This window comes from Methylotenera sp. (assembly GCF_030653755.1).
Lineage (GTDB): Bacteria > Pseudomonadota > Gammaproteobacteria > Burkholderiales > Methylophilaceae > Methylotenera.
Genome location: NZ_JAURYU010000001.1, coordinates 61,477 through 79,057, shown reverse-complemented (window position 1 = coordinate 79,057; position 17,581 = coordinate 61,477). Strand labels below are relative to the sequence as shown.

Annotated in this window: 20 protein-coding genes; 12 read left to right on the top strand and 8 right to left on the bottom strand. The window is 42.4% G+C overall.

The genetic code is table 11. From position 1 onward, the window contains the following. Nucleotides 1-5 precede the first annotated feature (5 nt). From Q7U33_RS00395 to Q7U33_RS00380, 4 genes are all read left to right on the top strand, one after another. Nucleotides 6-959: an ankyrin repeat domain-containing protein gene (locus Q7U33_RS00395; RefSeq protein WP_304857375.1), complete on the top strand. Its 954-nt coding sequence runs from the start codon at nucleotides 6-8 to the stop codon at nucleotides 957-959. A 58-nt stretch (nucleotides 960-1,017) separates the two neighbouring features. Beyond that, the gene (locus Q7U33_RS00390; RefSeq protein ID WP_304857373.1) at nucleotides 1,018-2,637 is read left to right on the top strand and encodes an NAD+ synthase; all 1,620 of its coding nucleotides are present in this window, start codon (nucleotides 1,018-1,020) and stop codon (nucleotides 2,635-2,637) included. Nucleotides 2,638-2,757: 120 nt separating this feature from the next. Next, nucleotides 2,758-3,096, top strand: a complete 339-nt coding sequence (locus Q7U33_RS00385; protein WP_304857371.1) for a P-II family nitrogen regulator — start codon at nucleotides 2,758-2,760, stop codon at nucleotides 3,094-3,096. A gap of 105 nt (nucleotides 3,097-3,201) precedes the next feature. Further along, entirely contained in the window at nucleotides 3,202-3,543 is a 342-nt protein-coding gene (locus Q7U33_RS00380) for a DMT family protein (RefSeq protein WP_304857369.1), read from the top strand. A 43-nt stretch (nucleotides 3,544-3,586) separates the two neighbouring features. Here the strand turns inward: Q7U33_RS00380 and Q7U33_RS00375 are convergent, their stop codons facing one another. The 7 genes from Q7U33_RS00375 to Q7U33_RS00345 form a co-directional block, all read right to left on the bottom strand. After that, nucleotides 3,587-4,837: a TIGR03862 family flavoprotein gene (locus Q7U33_RS00375; protein WP_304857367.1), complete on the bottom strand. Its 1,251-nt coding sequence runs from the start codon at nucleotides 4,835-4,837 to the stop codon at nucleotides 3,587-3,589. Nucleotides 4,838-5,000: 163 nt separating this feature from the next. Then, nucleotides 5,001-6,791, bottom strand: coding sequence for a ferrous iron transport protein B (feoB, locus tag Q7U33_RS00370; protein ID WP_304857364.1), 1,791 nt, complete (start codon nucleotides 6,789-6,791; stop codon nucleotides 5,001-5,003). A 9-nt stretch (nucleotides 6,792-6,800) separates the two neighbouring features. Further along, nucleotides 6,801-7,028, bottom strand: coding sequence for a FeoA family protein (locus Q7U33_RS00365; protein WP_304857363.1), 228 nt, complete (start codon nucleotides 7,026-7,028; stop codon nucleotides 6,801-6,803). A 158-nt stretch (nucleotides 7,029-7,186) separates the two neighbouring features. Beyond that, nucleotides 7,187-7,975, bottom strand: coding sequence for a peptidylprolyl isomerase (locus tag Q7U33_RS00360; protein ID WP_304857361.1), 789 nt, complete (start codon nucleotides 7,973-7,975; stop codon nucleotides 7,187-7,189). A 78-nt stretch (nucleotides 7,976-8,053) separates the two neighbouring features. Then, nucleotides 8,054-8,308 (bottom strand): BolA family transcriptional regulator, encoded by a 255-nt coding sequence (locus Q7U33_RS00355; protein WP_304857359.1) that lies wholly within the window; start codon nucleotides 8,306-8,308, stop codon nucleotides 8,054-8,056. A 43-nt stretch (nucleotides 8,309-8,351) separates the two neighbouring features. After that, a complete protein-coding gene (locus Q7U33_RS00350; protein WP_304857357.1) occupies nucleotides 8,352-8,651 on the bottom strand; it encodes a YciI family protein in 300 nt (99 codons plus the stop codon). After that, a complete protein-coding gene (locus tag Q7U33_RS00345) occupies nucleotides 8,651-9,232 on the bottom strand; it encodes a septation protein A (protein ID WP_304857355.1) in 582 nt (193 codons plus the stop codon). The genes Q7U33_RS00350 and Q7U33_RS00345 overlap by 1 nt, the downstream gene beginning before the upstream one ends. Before the next feature lie 205 nt (nucleotides 9,233-9,437). On the opposite strand from Q7U33_RS00345, the gene Q7U33_RS00340 reads away from it, so the two are divergent. The 8 genes from Q7U33_RS00340 (at nucleotide 9,438) to Q7U33_RS00305 (ending at nucleotide 16,018) form a co-directional block, all read left to right on the top strand. Next, nucleotides 9,438-10,295 carry a 3',5'-nucleoside bisphosphate phosphatase gene (locus Q7U33_RS00340; protein ID WP_304857353.1) on the top strand — a complete coding sequence of 286 codons (858 nt, stop codon included), beginning with the start codon at nucleotides 9,438-9,440 and terminating at the stop codon, nucleotides 10,293-10,295. Nucleotides 10,296-10,315: 20 nt separating this feature from the next. Then, on the top strand, nucleotides 10,316-10,942 hold the full coding sequence (locus Q7U33_RS00335) for an L-threonylcarbamoyladenylate synthase (protein WP_304857351.1): 627 nt from the start codon (nucleotides 10,316-10,318) through the stop codon (nucleotides 10,940-10,942). A 110-nt stretch (nucleotides 10,943-11,052) separates the two neighbouring features. Continuing rightward, nucleotides 11,053-11,688, top strand: coding sequence for a site-2 protease family protein (locus tag Q7U33_RS00330; RefSeq protein WP_304857349.1), 636 nt, complete (start codon nucleotides 11,053-11,055; stop codon nucleotides 11,686-11,688). Between the two features lie 71 nt (nucleotides 11,689-11,759). Next, on the top strand, nucleotides 11,760-12,962 hold the full coding sequence (locus Q7U33_RS00325) for a tryptophan--tRNA ligase (RefSeq protein WP_304857347.1): 1,203 nt from the start codon (nucleotides 11,760-11,762) through the stop codon (nucleotides 12,960-12,962). A gap of 89 nt (nucleotides 12,963-13,051) precedes the next feature. Continuing rightward, nucleotides 13,052-13,384 carry a multidrug efflux SMR transporter gene (locus Q7U33_RS00320; RefSeq protein WP_304857345.1) on the top strand — a complete coding sequence of 111 codons (333 nt, stop codon included), beginning with the start codon at nucleotides 13,052-13,054 and terminating at the stop codon, nucleotides 13,382-13,384. 27 nt (nucleotides 13,385-13,411) lie between these two features. Continuing rightward, on the top strand, nucleotides 13,412-14,200 hold the full coding sequence (locus Q7U33_RS00315; protein WP_304857343.1) for a ScpA family protein: 789 nt from the start codon (nucleotides 13,412-13,414) through the stop codon (nucleotides 14,198-14,200). Then, nucleotides 14,193-14,732 (top strand): SMC-Scp complex subunit ScpB, encoded by a 540-nt coding sequence (gene scpB, locus Q7U33_RS00310; RefSeq protein ID WP_304857341.1) that lies wholly within the window; start codon nucleotides 14,193-14,195, stop codon nucleotides 14,730-14,732. Before Q7U33_RS00315 ends, scpB begins: the two co-directional genes overlap by 8 nt. 164 nt (nucleotides 14,733-14,896) lie before the next feature. Then, nucleotides 14,897-16,018, top strand: a complete 1,122-nt coding sequence (locus Q7U33_RS00305; RefSeq protein WP_304857336.1) for a pseudouridine synthase — start codon at nucleotides 14,897-14,899, stop codon at nucleotides 16,016-16,018. 167 nt (nucleotides 16,019-16,185) lie between these two features. Here Q7U33_RS00305 and Q7U33_RS00300 read toward each other — a convergent pair whose 3' ends face one another. After that, nucleotides 16,186-17,328, bottom strand: a complete 1,143-nt coding sequence (locus tag Q7U33_RS00300; protein WP_304857333.1) for a class I SAM-dependent methyltransferase — start codon at nucleotides 17,326-17,328, stop codon at nucleotides 16,186-16,188. Nucleotides 17,329-17,581 lie beyond the last annotated feature (253 nt).

The window sequence follows — 17,581 nt, the reverse complement described above, 5'->3', positions numbered from 1 at the left end:
ACCCTATGCAAACTTTGACCATACGTTTATTTTCCTTGCTACTAGCCGCACTTATGTCAGTTTCGCTGGCGTATGCTGCAGAGGATGTTGCTTATCTGCTCACCGCTGCTTCAAAAGGCGATGTAGCAACGGTCAATGCAATGTTGGCAAGTGGCGCTAATCCTAATATTAAAGACGGTGAGGGTATTTCGGCTTTAATGTATGCTGCTCGTAAAGATAATGCCGATGTGGTTGCTGCGCTTGTCGCAAAAGGTGCAGACATTAACGCTAAAGATAATGATGCATGGACAGCTTTAATGTTTGCCGCCAAAAAGAACCATGTGGCAAGTGTAAAAAAACTATTAGAGTTGGGTGCGGACTCTTCTGCCAGAGATGGTGCAGGCTGGAGCGCATTTGGGCTTGCTGCTTCATCTGGATACGCAGAAACAGTTGCGTTGTTAATTAAGCATGGTGCTGATGTCAACATTAAAAGTGATGATGGCAAAACTGTACTCATGCATGCAGCTAAAAGTGGTGATGTTGAAACGGTTAAAGTGTTAGTAGATCACAAAGTTGATTTGCATAAGCAAGATAGCTTGGGCGTGACTGCGATGATGATTGCAGCGCGTGAGGGGCATGCGCCAGTCGTAGATTTTCTACTTAAGCGCGGCGCGCAGGTTAATCAAAAAGACACATCAAAATGGACAGCGCTCACATGGGCTGTCAAAAAGAAGCAAATTGAAGTCGTCCGTGTGTTGGTGATTGCAGGCGCTAATGTGAATAATCTAGATTCAGATGGTACACCTTTGCTGCATCTTGCTGTAGATAACGGAGACACTGAATTGGTGAAGTTATTACTTGAGCATAAGGCAAAAGTGAAAGCCAAAGATCAGTATGGATTAACAGCTTTGGTTTATGCCCTTAAAGGACAGCATACCGAAATAATTAAGTTGATTAAAGACGCTGGTGGTAGTTATTAAGCATATAAGCTATTTGTTTCTATCAATTTAGAAGTAGTCATTTATCAATAAAATATCAATGAAAATTGCAATCGCGCAAATTAACTGCATAGTTGGCGACCTAACTGGTAATGCAAAAAAAATTGTCACCAATGCCATCTTAGCTAAAGAACAGGGAGCAACTTTAATGATGACCCCAGAACTTTCCCTATGTGGCTATTCTCCTGAAGATTTGTTATTACGACCAGATTTCTTGTTGGCGTGTGAAATTGCGTTGCTTACATTAGCTAAGCAATTGCCTGATATTACTGTGGTTGTTGGGCATCCACATCAACAAGGGGAGCAATGTTTTAATGCTGCGTCGGTGCTGGAAGGCGGCAGGGTTGTTGCAACCTATCATAAACTGCTATTACCTAATTACGGTGTGTTTGATGAAGCGCGCTATTTTGCCGCTGGGTCTGATGCGCTAGTTTTTAATCACGGTGGCGTTAAGGTGGGTGTTTTAATTTGTGCAGATGTGTGGGAGCCAAAACCCGCATTGCTTGCGAAAATGGCAGGTGCAGAATTGTTAATCGCCATGAATGCCTCACCGTATCACATGAAAAAGCAGAGTGCTAGATTTGAGGTTTTAAAGCAACGCGCTATAGAAAATAATTTACCAGTCGTCTATGTCAACATGGTGGGTGGGCAGGATGAATTGGTATTCGATGGTGCTTCTTTTGTATTAAATTCGCATGGTGACCTCATGTGTGAGTTACCCGCATTTGAGCCTCAGTTGGAAATCGTTCATTTTGAACATGCTCAGCCAACATATGGAAAAATAACGCCAAATTTATCACTTGAGGCGACTGTTTATCATGCATTAAAACTAGGGCTTGCTGATTATGTGAATAAAAATGGCTTTCCTGGCGTTGTGATTGGCCTATCAGGCGGCGTGGATTCTGCCTTAACGTTAGCATTGGCAGTAGATGCCCTTGGTGCTGATAAAGTACACGCTGTGATGATGCCATCAGAGTTTACCGCCGATATCAGTGTGAATGATGCGCGTGAGATGGCTGAACTTGTGGATATTGAGTATAGCGAGATTGCAATTAAACCGTTATATGATGCCTATTTAACAGCATTATCACCACAGTTTGGTGTTATGCCATTTGACGCGACTGAAGAAAATCTACAGGCACGTATACGTGGCATGTTGCTGATGGCAATATCAAACAAATTTGGCAGTATTGTCGTCACAACAGGTAACAAGAGTGAAATGGCTGTGGGCTACTGTACATTGTATGGCGACATGGCAGGTGGTTTTGCGTTACTGAAAGATGTGCCTAAAACATTGGTATATCAGCTATGTGCGTATCGCAATCAGCTTTCGAGGGTGATTCCTGAGCGCATTATCACACGTCCACCATCCGCAGAGCTAAGGGCCAACCAGGTTGACCAAGATAGCTTGCCTCCTTATGATGTGCTAGATGCAATTATTGAAGCCTATGTTGAAGACGATTTATCTCGCACAGACATTGTGGCATTGGGCTTCCCAATTGAAGATATTAATCGGGTGATTGCCATGATTGACCGAAATGAGTATAAACGCAGACAGTCGCCAGTAGGCGTGCGTATCACTGACAAAGGTTTTGGTAAGGACAGGCGTTATCCCATTACAGCGAAGCTGAGCGAATATTGGAAAACTAGATTAAACTAAGCGCATAATTAAACTGGTAATGATGTGTGTCGTGAGTAGTTCTGAATATCTAAAGAAGCGCATTTAAAGTAATAAATTAATACAATCATAGAAACTAAATAATTTTGGGAGTTTGCTGGTATGAAAAAAATCGAAGCGATTATTAAGCCTTTTAAGTTAGATGAAGTGCGTGAAGCGCTTTCTGAAATCGGTGTCAATGGCTTAACAGTGACAGAGGTAAAAGGTTTTGGTCGCCAAAAAGGGCATACTGAACTATATCGTGGTGCCGAGTATGTGGTTGATTTCTTACCTAAAATCAAACTTGAGCTAGTGGTTTCGGATGCCATCGTTGAACAAGCTGTAGATGCTATTATTAGCGCTGCGCATACTGGTAAAATTGGCGATGGTAAGATCTTTGTAAGCAATGTAGAGCAAGTTGTACGTATCAGAACTGGTGAAACAGGCGAAGCTGCTGTTTAGTTGTTGATTGGGCATGGACACTTTAACGGTGCGACTATTTTGCATCGAGACTAGTCAACATGCCCTGTTGTATTTGGATTAACTAAGATCAATTGCTACTAGTTTATGCCCGTTATATTCAAAACAATCCTTTTACTTACCATCTCTAACGTATTTATGACGTTTGCATGGTATGCACATTTAAAAAACCTGAATAATAAGCCCTGGATGTTTGCCGCACTTGTTAGTTGGGGTGTTGCGTTATTGGAGTATTTGTTTCAGGTTCCAGCAAACCGTATTGGCTTTACTGTCATGTCATTGGCGCAGCTTAAAATATTACAAGAGGTGATTACTTTAAGCGTGTTTGTGCCATTTGCAGTTTTCTATATGCAACAGCCAATGAAGCTTGATTTTTTATGGGCAGGGCTGTGTTTGATGGGGGCTGTTTATTTCATGTTTAGAACATGATGGGCATCTTGTTAGCACATATGTCTGATGGCATGCGCTAATGTTAATGCTTAGCTTTTAGCCAGTCTATTACGCCTAAGCCTGCGCTACGGCCAGATGCAAAACACGCCGTGAGTAGATATCCGCCAGTTGGTGCTTCCCAGTCCAGCATTTCTCCAGCACAAAATACGCCTGGCAATGCTTTTATCATCAGTTGCTCATTTAAACATTCAAAATTAACACCACCTGCACTGCTAATGGCTTCGTCAATTGGGCGTGTTGAGGTGAGTTTTAGTGGGAGTGATTTAATTGCGTTGCCAAGTTTAATCGGGTTCGTATAGTCTTGAGCTGACATTAACTCTCTTAATAAGGCGGCTTTAATACCTTTGATGCTAAGCCTACTTTGGAGGTGGCTCGATAGCGAACGAGAACCCCTAGGGTGGGTTACGTCAGCAAGTACTTGTTCTAATGATCTGTCAGGTAATAGATCTAAATGAATAGTTGCCTCGCCGTAGCTGTCTATCGTGTCGCGAATATTGGCAGAGAGCGCATAAATTAAGCCACCTTCTATGCCGCTTGCCGTCACCATACATTCACCTTGTTTACGTTGTGTTTGAGCATGCTCATCAGTCATTGATATTGCGACAGTTTTTAGCGGTGATCCTGCAAAACGCGAGGTGAAGTGTTCGCTCCAATGCATGTTGAAGCCGCAATTGGCAGGTTTTAATGGAGATACGGATACGCCATGATCACTCAACAAGTTGACCCAGGCGCCATCTGAGCCTAGCCGTGCCCAGCTGCCACCGCCTAAAGCGAACACAACTGCATCAGCTTCATACGTGCACTCTCCACTTGGGGTGTTGAATTTTAGTTTTTGGTTATCCCAGCCTATCCAGCGGTGACGCATGTGAAAATTAACGCCAGTTTCACGTAAGCGATGCAACCAAGCGCGTAATAATGGAGCGGCTTTCATGTCAGTAGGAAATACGCGACCAGAGGAACCTACAAAAGTTTCAATACCAAGCCCATGTATCCATTCACGTAGTGCTTGTGGACTCATTGCATTAAGTAGTGGCGCAATTTGCGTTTGACGTGTGCCATAACGAGAGATAAATGGTGTTAGTGCTTCTGAGTGGGTGATATTCATGCCACCTTTACCAGCCATGAGAAACTTACGTCCCACGGTTGGCATTGCATCATATAGGACTACATTGATCCCTGCGAGGCTTAAGGTTTCTGCCGCCATGAGGCCAGCAGGACCACCGCCGATGATGGCAACTTTAGAAGATTTAATGATGTTAGATGGATTTGTCACGATTCAATGCGGCTAAAGGTTAGGCTAAATTGCTAAGGTCACATTGTAAAGCGATGTTGTCAGCGGTGTTATATTTTGTGGAGGGGTAATTTATTAATGAGCGATTATTTTGATCACTCATTAATAAATATAGCGACCCATAAAGTGATTAATGAATGGCGACTTAATATCCGAGTAAGCGTGCGCTCTGGTAGAACACAAAGCTGATAATCCACGCAAGCCCTAAAGACCAAATGATAGATAGCCACATGAAAGCGGTGCTTTTGGATTCATTTTTAATGGTGGCAATGGTAGATAGGCAAGGTGTGTAAATCAAAGTGAATAGCATAAAGCTCATGGCTTGCACCCAGTCGATTTGTGTTGCCATTTGCACCATCAGTGCATCACCTTGTAAGCCGTAAATTACGGCAAGTGCGCCAACTACAATTTCTTTAGCAACAAAACCAAAAATCAGGGCAATGGCAAGTTCGTGATTAATGCCGATTGGGTCCAATATTGGCGCAAAAAACACACCGATTTGCCCTGCGTAGGTCTCTACGCTCGCTGGCGCTACATTGCTTGGGAAGTTGGTCAACAACCATACAAGTACAACACCCAATACGATGAACTTACTTGCTCTGTTCAAAAAGTGTTTTACCTCATGCCAGCCTCGCAACACAATCTGGCGTGGTGTTGGGAAGCGGTAAGGCGGTAGTTCTAAAATAAATGGCTCTGTATTTTTATACTGGTTTTGAAATAAGACGGCTGTTAAGAACATGGTGAAAAAGCTCATCACGTATAACGAAAATAATACCAATGGTGCGTGGCTTGGGCTAAACAGCGCTGCAATCATAAAGATAAATACTTGCATTCTGGCTGAGCATAATGATAGTGGTATGACGAGCATGGTGAGTAGGCGCATGCTACGAGAACGCATGATTCTGGTGCCCATAATAGCTGGAACATTGCAACCAAACCCCATCAACATCATGACGAACCCACGTCCATCTAAGCCCATTTTTGCCATGATGGTATCCATCAAAAAGGCCGCACGTGATAAGTAGCCGCTGTCTTCTACCATCGACATGACTAAGAAAAATAAAATAATGATGGGCACGAATGCTGCAACCGTGGCTACACCGTTATAGATACCATCTAGCATCAGGCCACTTAACCATTTAGGCGAATCACTAAACAGCGGGTTTAGCAATTCGGAGCGAATGAGGTCTAGTAACCAAGCTAAGCCATCTTGTATTGGGGCGCCGACAGTAAATATAAACTGAAACAGTAAAAACATGGCGGCAAAAAATAGCGGTAAGCCGAACCATTTATGTAGCAATACTTTGTCTATTTTGTCGGTAGAATCATCCGTAAGCGTTGCTGGAATCTGAACATGCTGCTGAATAAGCTCATGCATTTCATGTTCAATATCATGCTCTTCTTTTAACAATAAACTGATGCTTTGAGGATTAGTTGTCGTATTTTGTTGATTAATGATCGTTGTGGCTGCCTCTAATGCTTTTGGCAGGCCATCACCATATTTTGCACTGATCTGGATAACAGGCAAGCCTAAGGTTTGGCTTAAACTTTCCGTGTCAATGGTAATGCCAGCACGCTTAGCTTCATCCGCCATGTTAAGCACAAGCACAATTGGGAAGCCAAGTTTTTTAATTTGTAGTAATAGTGATAGCTGGCGGTCAATTTGCGTGCTATTGAGTAATACCACTAGCAAATTGACGGGATTGTTGGTAATGAAGTGTCTAACTACCTGTTCATCTTCTGAAAAGCCATGAAGGTCATAAATCCCAGGTAAATCAATTAGCTCGGCAATGTTGCCACCAAGTAATATTTTAGCGCTCATTAAATCAACAGTGATGCCAGGCCAATTGCCTACGCGCGCAGAGGCACCGCTAATGCGATTAAATAACGTGGATTTTCCAGTATTCGGCATGCCGAGTAGCGCAATACGCTTCATTTTTTAACTTTATATTGCGTTGATTTGAATGCGGTTGGCTTCTGTAACACGCAGAATGACATCGGTTGTACCAAGACGCACATGCAGGGGGCCGTTGAAGCTGGCACGGCGCATAATGCTTAAAGGCTTACCTACGCGAAAACCCAAGGCTGAGAGACGATGAAACAATGATTCTTCAGCTTCTATGGCTGAGATAACCGCTTGTTGACCAGCTTTTAATTGTGATAAAAATTGCATAATAGTGTGAATGATGCATTTTGTAGATGATAACAATTCTTATTATCGCATAATTTAAAACTAATGTGCAGGTAGTTGTCTAAAAATAACTAAGGGCGTAAATTAAGAAAAATACTAAGAAAAAGGCTCCATTATTGGAGCCTTTGATCTGACTTAATTTATTTACTAATATCTATTTTAGCTTTAGCACGTAAATCACTCATGAGCTTTTCTAGGTTACGTTGTTGCAAGTTTTTTTGTAAACCATCTTTCAATTTGTCGTAAGCAAGTGGTTGAGCAGCACGGGTGTCTACCAACTTAATAACATGCCAGCCAAATTGAGTTTGCACTGGTGTGTTTGAGGTAGCACCTTTTTGTAAGTTAGCAACGACATCGCTAAATGGTTTTACCATCGTTGCTGGTGAGAACCAACCTAAATCACCACCTTTGTCTTTAGAACCAGGATCTAATGATTTCTCCTTTGCAATTTTTGCAAAATCGCCACCCTTGCCAAGTTGCGCAATAATGTCTTTAGCTTCTGTTTCTGTTTTAACTAAGATGTGACGGGCACTGTATTCTTTGTCGCCATAGGCTGTTTTGTATTTTTCGTAGGCAGCTTTTGTGTCTGCATCTGAGATTGGGTTCTTTTTAACATAGTCTTGTAAAAACATGCTGGTCAGCAATTTACGGCTAGCCAACTCATTACGCGCGGTAAAATCAGCCTGTTTATCTAGGCCAAGCCTCTGCGCTTCTTGGTAGACAAGTTCAGAACTAACAAGCTCATCAACAATCGCTTCTTTTGTATTTGCATCAACTTTTTGGCCATTAGCAGTGACATCTTTTACGATGACATCATAGAGTGATTGCTTAACTTGCTTGCCATTCACTGTTGCTACTGCATCAGCGGCAAACGCTGATGGCGTCATTGATAAAATAGCAACGGCAATTAATGTTTGGGTAAATTTCATTAGTAGAGAATCCTTAGTATTAAATTTTAAGTGTTAAATTCAGCGTATTAAATTTAGTTAAAAAATTTGACACGTATTTTAAACTTCATCTGTTGCAATTGCGTGAATACTTAGTGCATGAATCTTGTGCGGTATTAAATCAGCTAGTGCCTGATAAACAAGGCGATGTCGCATTATCTGTGATTTACCACAAAAATGCGAGCTTGTGATATTGAGCTTGTAGTGGCCGCCACCGCCATTACCTTTGTGGCCTGCATGCTGTGCACTTTCATCCATTAAATCAATAGATGTCGGTGCTAAAGCTTGTAGGCGTGTTTTAATTTCATCAATCATGGTAGGTTTATATAGTAGATAACTTATGCTTAATTGTAGTTGGTTAGGGTAGTGTTTTTCTAAAAGGTTTCACGGTTACTTGGTCATAAACACCAGCAGTCACGAATGGGTCATTATTTGCCCATGTGGTTGCCTCTTCAAGGCTTGTAAATTCAGCAACAATCAAACTGCCTGAGAACCCTGCTGGACCAGGGTCGTTGCTATCGATACTTGGAAAAGGGCCTGCAAGCAGTAAGCGTCCTGCATTTTGTAGTGTTTGTAGCCGGCTAAGGTGTTCTGGTCTTGCGGCTAAGCGTTTCTCTAAACTATTCTGGGTGTCTTCTGCAAGAATTGCGTACCACATTATTCAGCATCTCCCTTGGTGGCTTCTTTTGGGTTGTTGTTTTTTGAGGTATCTTCTTTTGGTAGATATTTACTGATCATGATGGTTTGTAAAATAATAAAGCCAAACATGATGCCAGTAATGCCGAAAAGCTTAAAGTTTACCCATGTGTCTTGTGAGTAATTAAACGCCACATAAAGGTTAATAAAACCAAGTGCTGTGAAAAGTAGTGCCCAAGCGATGTTTAGCGTAGACCATACATTATCTGGTAACTTAACTTGCTTTTCCATTAGGCTGCGCATCGGATTTTTGTTAAAGATAAATTGAGATGCGAGCAAGCCAGCTGCGAACAGCCAGTATAAGATGCTTGGTTTCCATTGAATAAACGTTGGATCTTTAAGCAGTAAAGTTGCGCCGCCGAACACAGTGATGATGACGCCGCTGAGTAATAGCATTTTCTCAACAACGCCATGTTTGATTTTGACATAAATAATCTGAGCGATTGTTGCAACAATCGCCACTGCTGTTGCAGTAAAAATACCGAAAAATTTGAAAGCCACAAAAAACAAAATGACGGGAAATAAATCAAATAGAAACTTCATATTCACTCTTTATTAAGGAAAACTTAGGATACTTAGATGCTAAAACAAATCTAAAAACAATACTTTAGCCGAATGCGCTATTTTGCTATTATAGTTACTCATCTGCAAGGCGTAATTTTAATTGATTAAAATACTTGATACGCCTTAGTGGTAGATACTTTCTTAGGGGTTGAGCTGGCGCAAGTCGTTTATTACCAATGGTTTAATGATAGATTTACATTCGCACTCCAATATTTCTGATGGTCTATTTTCTCCAACTGAGCTAATTGCGCATGCTGCCGAGCATGGCGTGAGTGTGTTAGCGTTGACTGACCATGATGACATCAGCGGCTTGTCTGAGGCAAGGCAAGCTGCGCGCTTGCATAATATCCAGTTGATTAATGGGGTGGAGATTTCTGTTACCTGGAAAAAACGCACATTGCATATTGTTGGTTTAAATATCGATGTAGAGAATGACGCGCTAAAGACCCAATTAGCTTCAGTGCGGCAAAGTAGGCTAGATCGAGCAAGGCAGATGGCGGCGGGTTTAGAAAAATCTGGCATCCATGGTAGTTTTGAAGGGGCTTCTGCATATGCTAAACAAAGCATACTGACACGTATGCATTTTGCACGTTTTCTGGTGGAACATCAGTACGCAAAAGACCCTAAGTCTGTATTTAAAAAATATCTGGTAAAAGGCAAGCCAGGCTTTGTGGACCACCAATGGATGGATTTAGAATCAGCAGTTAGTTTGATTGTAAACGCTGGTGGTGTTGCTGTGTTGGCGCATCCTGGGCGCTATGATATACGCCGAACTAATATGTTATTGTTACTTGAAGAGTTCAGAGCGCTCGGCGGTACAGCGATTGAGGTTGTGACGGGTAGCCATACTGCCGCACAGTATGTTGAATATGCAAAATATGCGCAACTGTTTGGCTTAAAGGCATCGCAAGGCTCAGACTACCACGGTAAAGGCATTAGCTTTATGGAAATGGGTCGATTACCAGCATTGCCTAGTGGATGTGTTCCTGTATGGCAGGATTGGGCTAATATGCCAGACTTGCCTTGTATTAAGTTGTCATAAGAGATAGAAAATAGGGATACATGTCGCAATTTTTTAATATTAATTTGAGTAACCCTCAACCGCGTTTAATTGCACAAACGGCCGATATTTTGCGTAAAGGTGGTGTGATTGTTTACCCTACAGACTCTGGTTATGCGTTAGGATGCATGCTTGGGCATGCGGATGCACAAATGCGTATACGTCAAATTCGTGCGGTAGATGATAAGCATTTATTTACGTTAATGTGTCGAAACTTAAGCGAGTTAGGCAATTATGCAGTGGTGACTAATAGTCAGTTTCGCTTACTTAAAGCAAACACCCCTGGCGCGTACACTTTTATTTTAAATGCTACGCGTGAAGTGCCGCGTAAATTGCAGCACCCTAAGCGCAGTACAATTGGCATTCGTGTGCCAGAGCATCATGTTGTACAGGCTTTGCTTGAGGCGATAGATACCCCTATGCTTAGTATGACGCTAAGTCTACCTAATGAGGAAGATATCTCGATGATGGTGCTGTGGGAGATACGTGAGCGTTTGGAGCATGTCGTGGATTTGGTGATTGAAGTAGAGCATTGTGAAGCAGGCGCTACTACCGTGATTGATTTAACAGGAGAAAATCCTGCACTGATTCGTGAGGGCTTGGGTGACCTAAGCCCATTTTCTTTTTAAAGTTGATTGTGTTAAGCCTTAGCTATATAACTAAGTTCTTAACTATATAACTAGGCCCAATTGATTGAGTTGATAAATACCTGTTTTAAAATTAATAAATTGAGTAACTGATGGAACTAACGATAATACAAAAAATAGCGATTTATGCATTACCAGTGATTTTCGCAATCACGGTACATGAAGCCGCACATGGCTACGTAGCAAAGTATTTCGGCGATATGACGGCCTTTAATGCAGGGCGTATTACACTTAATCCGATTAAACATATTGATCCCTTTGGTACGATTTTACTGCCAGCCATTACCATCATGTTGGGGGGTATTTTATTCGGATGGGCAAAACCTGTTCCCGTTGATTTTGGGCGCTTGCGTAACCCTAAAAAAGACATGCTTTGGGTTGCTGCTGCGGGTCCAGCTTCAAATTTTGTGATGGCTGTGTTTTGGGTACTGGTGCTTAAGTATTCTGTGTTTGCGCCAGAAGCACTTGCTTATCCTTTAGCGCTGATGGCTAAAGCGGGAATTGCGATTAATGTCATCCTTATGGTGCTTAATTTACTTCCATTGCCGCCATTAGACGGAGGTAGAATTGCTGTAAGTTTGCTCCCATATCGTTTTGCACAACCTCTCGCGAATATTGAGCCATATGGTTTTGTTATTTTGATTGTAGTTTTATTTACAGGGCTACTAGGGAGCATATTGCAGCCATTGATTGCTATTGTTAATGGTTTGCTGGTGAGTATTTTGTAGGTTTAGTATGGTTGGTTTTGCAGGCATAGTTAGTATAATAAGCACATATTTATTTTAGGGTTTTTCATCACATGGCAATAGAACGCGTTTTATCGGGCATGCGCCCTACAGGCAATCTGCATTTAGGGCACTACAACGGCGTGTTGAAAAACTGGATACGCTTGCAGCATGAGCATGAATGTTTGTTCTTTGTTGCTGATTGGCATGCTTTAACTACGCACTACGATACCCCTGAAGTGATTGAAGAGAGCGTGTGGGAAATGGTGATTGATTGGTTAGCTGCTGGGGTTGACCCAGCAAGTGCCACCATTTTTATTCAATCTCGCGTGCCTGAGCATGCTGAGTTGCATACATTGCTCTCTATGATTACTCCATTAAGCTGGCTAGAGCGCGTCCCTACTTATAAAGATCAGCAAGAAAAATTATCGAGCAAAGATTTGTCAACGTATGGTTTTTTAGGGTACCCATTACTGCAAAGTGCTGATATCTTAATCTATAAAGCGACACAAGTGCCTGTGGGCGAGGACCAAATCCCGCATATTGAATTCACCCGTGAGATTGCACGCCGATTTAATCATATTTACGGCAAAGAAAAAGGTTTTGAAGAAAAAGCTGAAGCCGCGATTAAAAAACTAGGCAGTAAACGTGGTTCGCTATATCAAGAAATGCGTACCGCTTACCAACAAAGTGGTGATGAAGAGGCCTTAGAGACAGCGCGTGCCATGATTCAAGAGCAACAAGGCATGAGCATGGGTGATAAAGAGCGTTTGCTTGGCTACCTTGAGGGTGGTGGCAAGATGATTTTGATAGAGCCAGATTATAAGCTAACCCCTGCATCAAAAATGCCAGGCTTAGATGGTCAGAAAATGTCTAAATCTTACAACAATACGATTTCATTGCGTGAAGATGTAGATAGCGTTGCCAAAAAAATCAAAACGATGCCAACTGACCCTGCGCGTATTCGCCGTACAGACCCAGGTGACCCTGCAAAATGTCCTGTATGGCAATTACATGAAATTTACTCAGATAAATCTACGCAAGATTGGGTACAAGCAGGTTGCAAAGGTGCAAGCATTGGTTGTATAGAATGTAAAGGCCCTGTGATTGAAGGTGTGTTAAAAGAATTGAAACCGATTCAAGAACGCGCATCAGAATATGCTGAAGACCCAACATTAGTAAAAAATATCGTTGCCGATGGTTGTGAACGTGCCAGAAAATTAGCGCGTGAAACCATGCGCGATGTGCGTGATGCCATGGGTTTGAATTACAACTAATATGATGATTTATAGTGATAACAAAGTGTTGTGACCATACACTGGGCTATATTTTTAATTAAATGTAATTTTAGAAAGAAATAGCCAAAATGAATCATTGGGTGGCATTAGCAATTGCAATTGTTGCTGAAGTAGTAGCGACGTCTACTTTGAAAATGACAGCAGAGTTTACAAAGCTTGTCCCATCTTTGGTTGTTGTGGTTGGTTACGCTGTAGCTTTTTATTTTATGACGATTAGTCTGCGCGTGTTGCCCGTTGGTATCATGTATGCGATTTGGGCTGGGCTAGGTGTTGTCTTGGTTACTGTTGTAGGTTGGGTGGTCTATAAGCAAGTGTTGGATTTACCTGCAATACTTGGATTAGTCTTGATTATTGCAGGTGTTGTGATTATTAATTTGTTTTCTAACGCAGTTGGTCACTAGTATGGATGCAATGTTCATTCAATTTAAATGACGGAAACTATTTCTCAAGGTCTAGCCAAGATTAAGGGTGAAGCGCTTACAGCATTACCCCATGACTTGTATATACCGCCTGATGCATTAGAAGTCTATCTAGATGCCTTTGAGGGTCCTTTGGACTTACTGTTATATTTAATCCGTAAGCACAATCTAGATATTCTCGATATTCCGATGGCAGATTTAACCCGTCAATATATGGTGTATGTAGAGAAAATGCGTGCCATCAAGCTAGAGCTGGCTGGTGACTATTTGCTGATGTCTGCGATGCTGATTGAAATTAAATCACGCATGTTGTTGCCCAAGCCTACAGAGGTTGTGGAAGAAGATGATCCACGTGCTGAGTTGGTAAGGCGCCTGATGGAGTACGAAGCGATTAAGCTTGTAGCACAGCGGCTTGATGAAATGCCTAAAGTAGGTGATGGTGTCCATATAGCTAGTGCTTATTTTCAGCATATCAGCTTGGTAAAACCACCAGAAGTCAGTTTAGATGACCTCACGGAAGCATGGCGTAATGTCCTTAAACGGGCTAGTCATTTTCAGCATCACAAAGTAGGGCGTGCTGAACTTTCTGTGCGTGAGCATATGAGTATGATATTACGGCGCCTTAAATCTGAGCGCATGCTGGAGTTTACCCAGTTGTTTAATGTAGCCAGTGATGGTATTCCAAAATTAGTAGTGTGTTTTCTGGCTATATTAGAGCTTGCGCGTGAGGGATTGCTACGTATTACACAACAGCAGGCTTTTTCACCTATTTATGTACAAATAAACGGCGATGAGTGAAATCAGCAATATTCGTGAATTGAAAAATGTACTCGAGGTAGCATTGCTTACCTCGCATCAGCCATTATCTTTAGATGATATGTTGCGCTTGTTTGCTGAACGCATGGAGCGAGCAACCCTACGTATGCTGCTTGATGAGTTAAGGCAGGACTGGGCTGAACGTACCATGGAGTTGGTGCAGGTGGCTTCTGGGTATCGATTTCAGGCGCGTGAGCAATATACTGCTTATCTGATGCGGCTTAACCCTGAAAAACAGGCTAAGTATTCCCGTGCCGTGATGGAAACATTGGCAATTATTGCTTATCGTCAGCCAGTCACGCGTGGCGATATTGAAGAGATTCGTGGTGTCACGGTTAACCCTAATGTTATGCGGCAGCTACAAGAGCGCGATTGGGTCGATGTGGTTGGTCAGCGCGAAGTGCCAGGGCGACCATCCTTATACGCGACTACCAAACATTTTTTAGATGACTTTAACTTGCGTTCTTTAGCAGAATTACCGCCGATGGAAGCTTTTGTTCAGACTGAAATATAGCGTATCTCTTTAACGTAAGAGAGCATCTTTAGTATCACTGAAATTACGTAAACAAGCTTCAGTATCTATCTAATCAGTATAAGTCGTGATAAATCTATTTTATCTACTGCGATTCACTTTATCTGCGGTAAAATTGCAACATTCAATCAAATTAGCGAATTATCATGGCACGTCCTTTTAAGCAACAACGCGATCCGCAACGTCCCGCACGCAGACCAACTACTAACTTCACGCCACTACCAGTTGACCCAAATGCACCTGCTGTACCAACGCAAAGGTTACATAAGTTGTTGGCACTTGCTGGATTAGGTTCGCGCCGTGATATGGAAGAGTTGATCGCTAGCGGACGTGTTACCGTTAACGGTCAAATAGCGACTGTAGGTGCGGGCGTGACTGAGCATGATGTGGTGCGTTTGGATAGCCGTCCATTACGTTTACCATTTGAAGCCGAGTTGCCACAAGTGTTGATTTACCATAAGCCAGAAGGCGAAATTGTCAGTCAGGATGACCCAGAGGGCCGTGCCAGCGTGTTTGATAAGTTACCAAAAGTGAAGAATGGTAAGTGGATTGCGATTGGTCGTTTAGATATGAACACTAGCGGCCTGTTAATATTTACTACTTCTGGTGAGTTGGCTAATCGTTTTATGCATCCACGTTATGAGGTTGAGCGTGAGTATGCTGTACGTATTTTTGGCGAGCTGACAGAAGGCCAAATAGCACAGCTTAAAGAAGGTATTGAGCTCGAAGACGGCCCAGCTAACTTTGACAGCATTATCCCACAAGGTGGTGAGGGCGCTAATCACTGGTACCAAGTAATTTTGCGTGAAGGCCGTAACCGTGAGGTACGCAGACTGTTTGAAGCGTTCCAATTACCAGTAAGCCGACTAATGCGTGTGCGCTTTGGCCCAGTGAACTTGCCACCACGGGTTAAACGCGGAAAGATGCTTAAATTAGAACAAAAAGAAGTTGTTGGTTTATTGGAGTGGGCAGATTTACCTCTACCAAAAGCACCATTAAGACAATTAACACAGCGCGAGAAATTGAAGTCAACAGCGGTATTTACGCCTAAAGTACGTAGGCAGCGTATCAGTGCATTAGACCGGCCACCTCGTGATGCCGCTGAAGGTGAAGCTAAAGGGTATCGTGGTAAACCAGATACGGCACGTAGTCCTGCTGCCAAGAAGCCCACACCAAGAAAATCAGCTAATCGACGTGTGCGTCAAACTAGTGATTTAAGTGCGCCACAGATGCAGAAGAAGAGTGATCGAAATCGTGGGCGTGGTTAGTTTGTCTTGCTGATTGTTTAAGAAAAATCGAAAGACTATAAGTCTCTAAAAGTTATTTGTCTGATTTGGTTGTATTAGTAAAAATGGCTAAAGATTTATTCTTTAGCCATTTTTTTGATTAGATCAATGATGCGCCATGCAACGCATTGGTATCTAATTATTTAGTTTTAAACTTTACCTAGTCGCCACAATGACGTTACTTCTGCTTTTCTCGCAGCATGCAATGGATCGCTGGCATCTAGTGTTTTGTTGTGAGATGCTTTGGTGTCCATTTTATCAATCACTTTTAAATCTGCTGCGCTTATCCATGCTAGTAGTTCGTCGCGTGTTCTTAAGCCTAAGTGTTCAGCAAAGTCTGAAAGTATTAGCCAACCTTCACCAGTCTCATTTAAATGCGCTTTAAGGCCAGTTAAGAAGCCTTTTAGCATTTGGCTATTTTCATCGTAGATTGCAGACTCCAACACTGAACTTGGTCTTGCTGGTAACCATGGTGGATTGCATACAATTAAGTCAGCTTTGCCATAAGAATCATCTGGAAATAAGTTTGCATTAATTACTGTCACTGCATTTTTCATTTCAAGTTGATTGATGTTCTTTTGTGCGCAGTCTAAAGCGCGTTGCGCGTTATCTGTTGCAATCACCGTTTTTACGCCACGGTTTGCCAGTATCGCTGCCAGTACGCCAGTGCCAGTGCCAATATCAAATGCAGTGGTGCATGGGGTAGGTAATGGAGCGGTATCTACTAGCGTTAGGTATTCACCACGAATAGGTGAGAATACACCGTAGCTTGGATGAATTTTATGATTGATGACACTAATCTCAACGCCATTTTTGCTCCACTCATAGGCGCCGATTAAACCTAAAATCTCGCGTAGTGATACAACAAATGATTGTGTACTTTTACCGTAAGCATGTTCACAGGCGGCTTTGATATCTGGCGCACGGCGTAGGTTGATGTGGTAGCCAACGCTTACTTCCAGTAATAACATCCCTAAAATTCTAGCTTTTTGAGACTGGGCTTGACGGTGTAAGTGAAAGGCCTCTGTCATATTGGCAGGTGCTTTCTTAGGTTTTTTACCTGGGCGGTCTATTCTGCGAGAGATGGCCTGCATCAGCTGTTTTGCATTTTGAAAATCACCTCGCCATAAAAGCGCAGTACCTTCACAGCATAGCTTGTATGCGGCATCTGCTTTAATTGTATCATCTGCAATTTGCACTTTTTTAGGTGCGGGGGTCTCATTTTCAGAATGCCAGATACTGGTTTTGGTTTTGCCAGCTTCTTGCCAGCTGATGGTTGGGGTGTTGTTCAAAATGGTATAGCCTTGATGATAGTTGTGTATATACAGTTCTACAAATACAGATTGTTGCTGGTTGAGCCGTGATTATGACTGACTTTAGCGAACTTTCTGCTTTTTCTGCTAATTAGCTTGAGTCTAAGGATGAATTATAAGCGTAATGTGAGCATTCGTAGTATTTACTATGAACGTACGGTTTGCCTCGTTAGGGGGTGTTCTGCTTGTGACGGAAAGCGCTTCATCACAAGCATCGGATTGCTGGCGAAAG

What these genes read in the sequence shown, in the direction of transcription:
- Q7U33_RS00395 (WP_304857375.1), top strand. Translation starts at nt 6, where the DNA reads ATGCAAACTTTGACCATACGTTTATTTTCCTTGCTACTAGCCGCACTT.
- Q7U33_RS00390 (WP_304857373.1), top strand. Translation starts at nt 1,018, where the DNA reads ATGAAAATTGCAATCGCGCAAATTAACTGCATAGTTGGCGACCTAACT.
- Q7U33_RS00385 (WP_304857371.1), top strand. Translation starts at nt 2,758, where the DNA reads ATGAAAAAAATCGAAGCGATTATTAAGCCTTTTAAGTTAGATGAAGTG.
- Q7U33_RS00380 (WP_304857369.1), top strand. Translation starts at nt 3,202, where the DNA reads ATGCCCGTTATATTCAAAACAATCCTTTTACTTACCATCTCTAACGTA.
- feoB (WP_304857364.1), bottom strand. Translation starts at nt 6,791, where the DNA reads ATGAAGCGTATTGCGCTACTCGGCATGCCGAATACTGGAAAATCCACG.
- Q7U33_RS00365 (WP_304857363.1), bottom strand. Translation starts at nt 7,028, where the DNA reads ATGCAATTTTTATCACAATTAAAAGCTGGTCAACAAGCGGTTATCTCA.
- Q7U33_RS00360 (WP_304857361.1), bottom strand. Translation starts at nt 7,975, where the DNA reads ATGAAATTTACCCAAACATTAATTGCCGTTGCTATTTTATCAATGACG.
- Q7U33_RS00355 (WP_304857359.1), bottom strand. Translation starts at nt 8,308, where the DNA reads ATGATTGATGAAATTAAAACACGCCTACAAGCTTTAGCACCGACATCT.
- Q7U33_RS00350 (WP_304857357.1), bottom strand. Translation starts at nt 8,651, where the DNA reads ATGTGGTACGCAATTCTTGCAGAAGACACCCAGAATAGTTTAGAGAAA.
- Q7U33_RS00345 (WP_304857355.1), bottom strand. Translation starts at nt 9,232, where the DNA reads ATGAAGTTTCTATTTGATTTATTTCCCGTCATTTTGTTTTTTGTGGCT.
- Q7U33_RS00340 (WP_304857353.1), top strand. Translation starts at nt 9,438, where the DNA reads ATGATAGATTTACATTCGCACTCCAATATTTCTGATGGTCTATTTTCT.
- Q7U33_RS00335 (WP_304857351.1), top strand. Translation starts at nt 10,316, where the DNA reads ATGTCGCAATTTTTTAATATTAATTTGAGTAACCCTCAACCGCGTTTA.
- Q7U33_RS00330 (WP_304857349.1), top strand. Translation starts at nt 11,053, where the DNA reads ATGGAACTAACGATAATACAAAAAATAGCGATTTATGCATTACCAGTG.
- Q7U33_RS00325 (WP_304857347.1), top strand. Translation starts at nt 11,760, where the DNA reads ATGGCAATAGAACGCGTTTTATCGGGCATGCGCCCTACAGGCAATCTG.
- Q7U33_RS00320 (WP_304857345.1), top strand. Translation starts at nt 13,052, where the DNA reads ATGAATCATTGGGTGGCATTAGCAATTGCAATTGTTGCTGAAGTAGTA.
- Q7U33_RS00315 (WP_304857343.1), top strand. Translation starts at nt 13,412, where the DNA reads ATGACGGAAACTATTTCTCAAGGTCTAGCCAAGATTAAGGGTGAAGCG.
- scpB (WP_304857341.1), top strand. Translation starts at nt 14,193, where the DNA reads ATGAGTGAAATCAGCAATATTCGTGAATTGAAAAATGTACTCGAGGTA.
- Q7U33_RS00305 (WP_304857336.1), top strand. Translation starts at nt 14,897, where the DNA reads ATGGCACGTCCTTTTAAGCAACAACGCGATCCGCAACGTCCCGCACGC.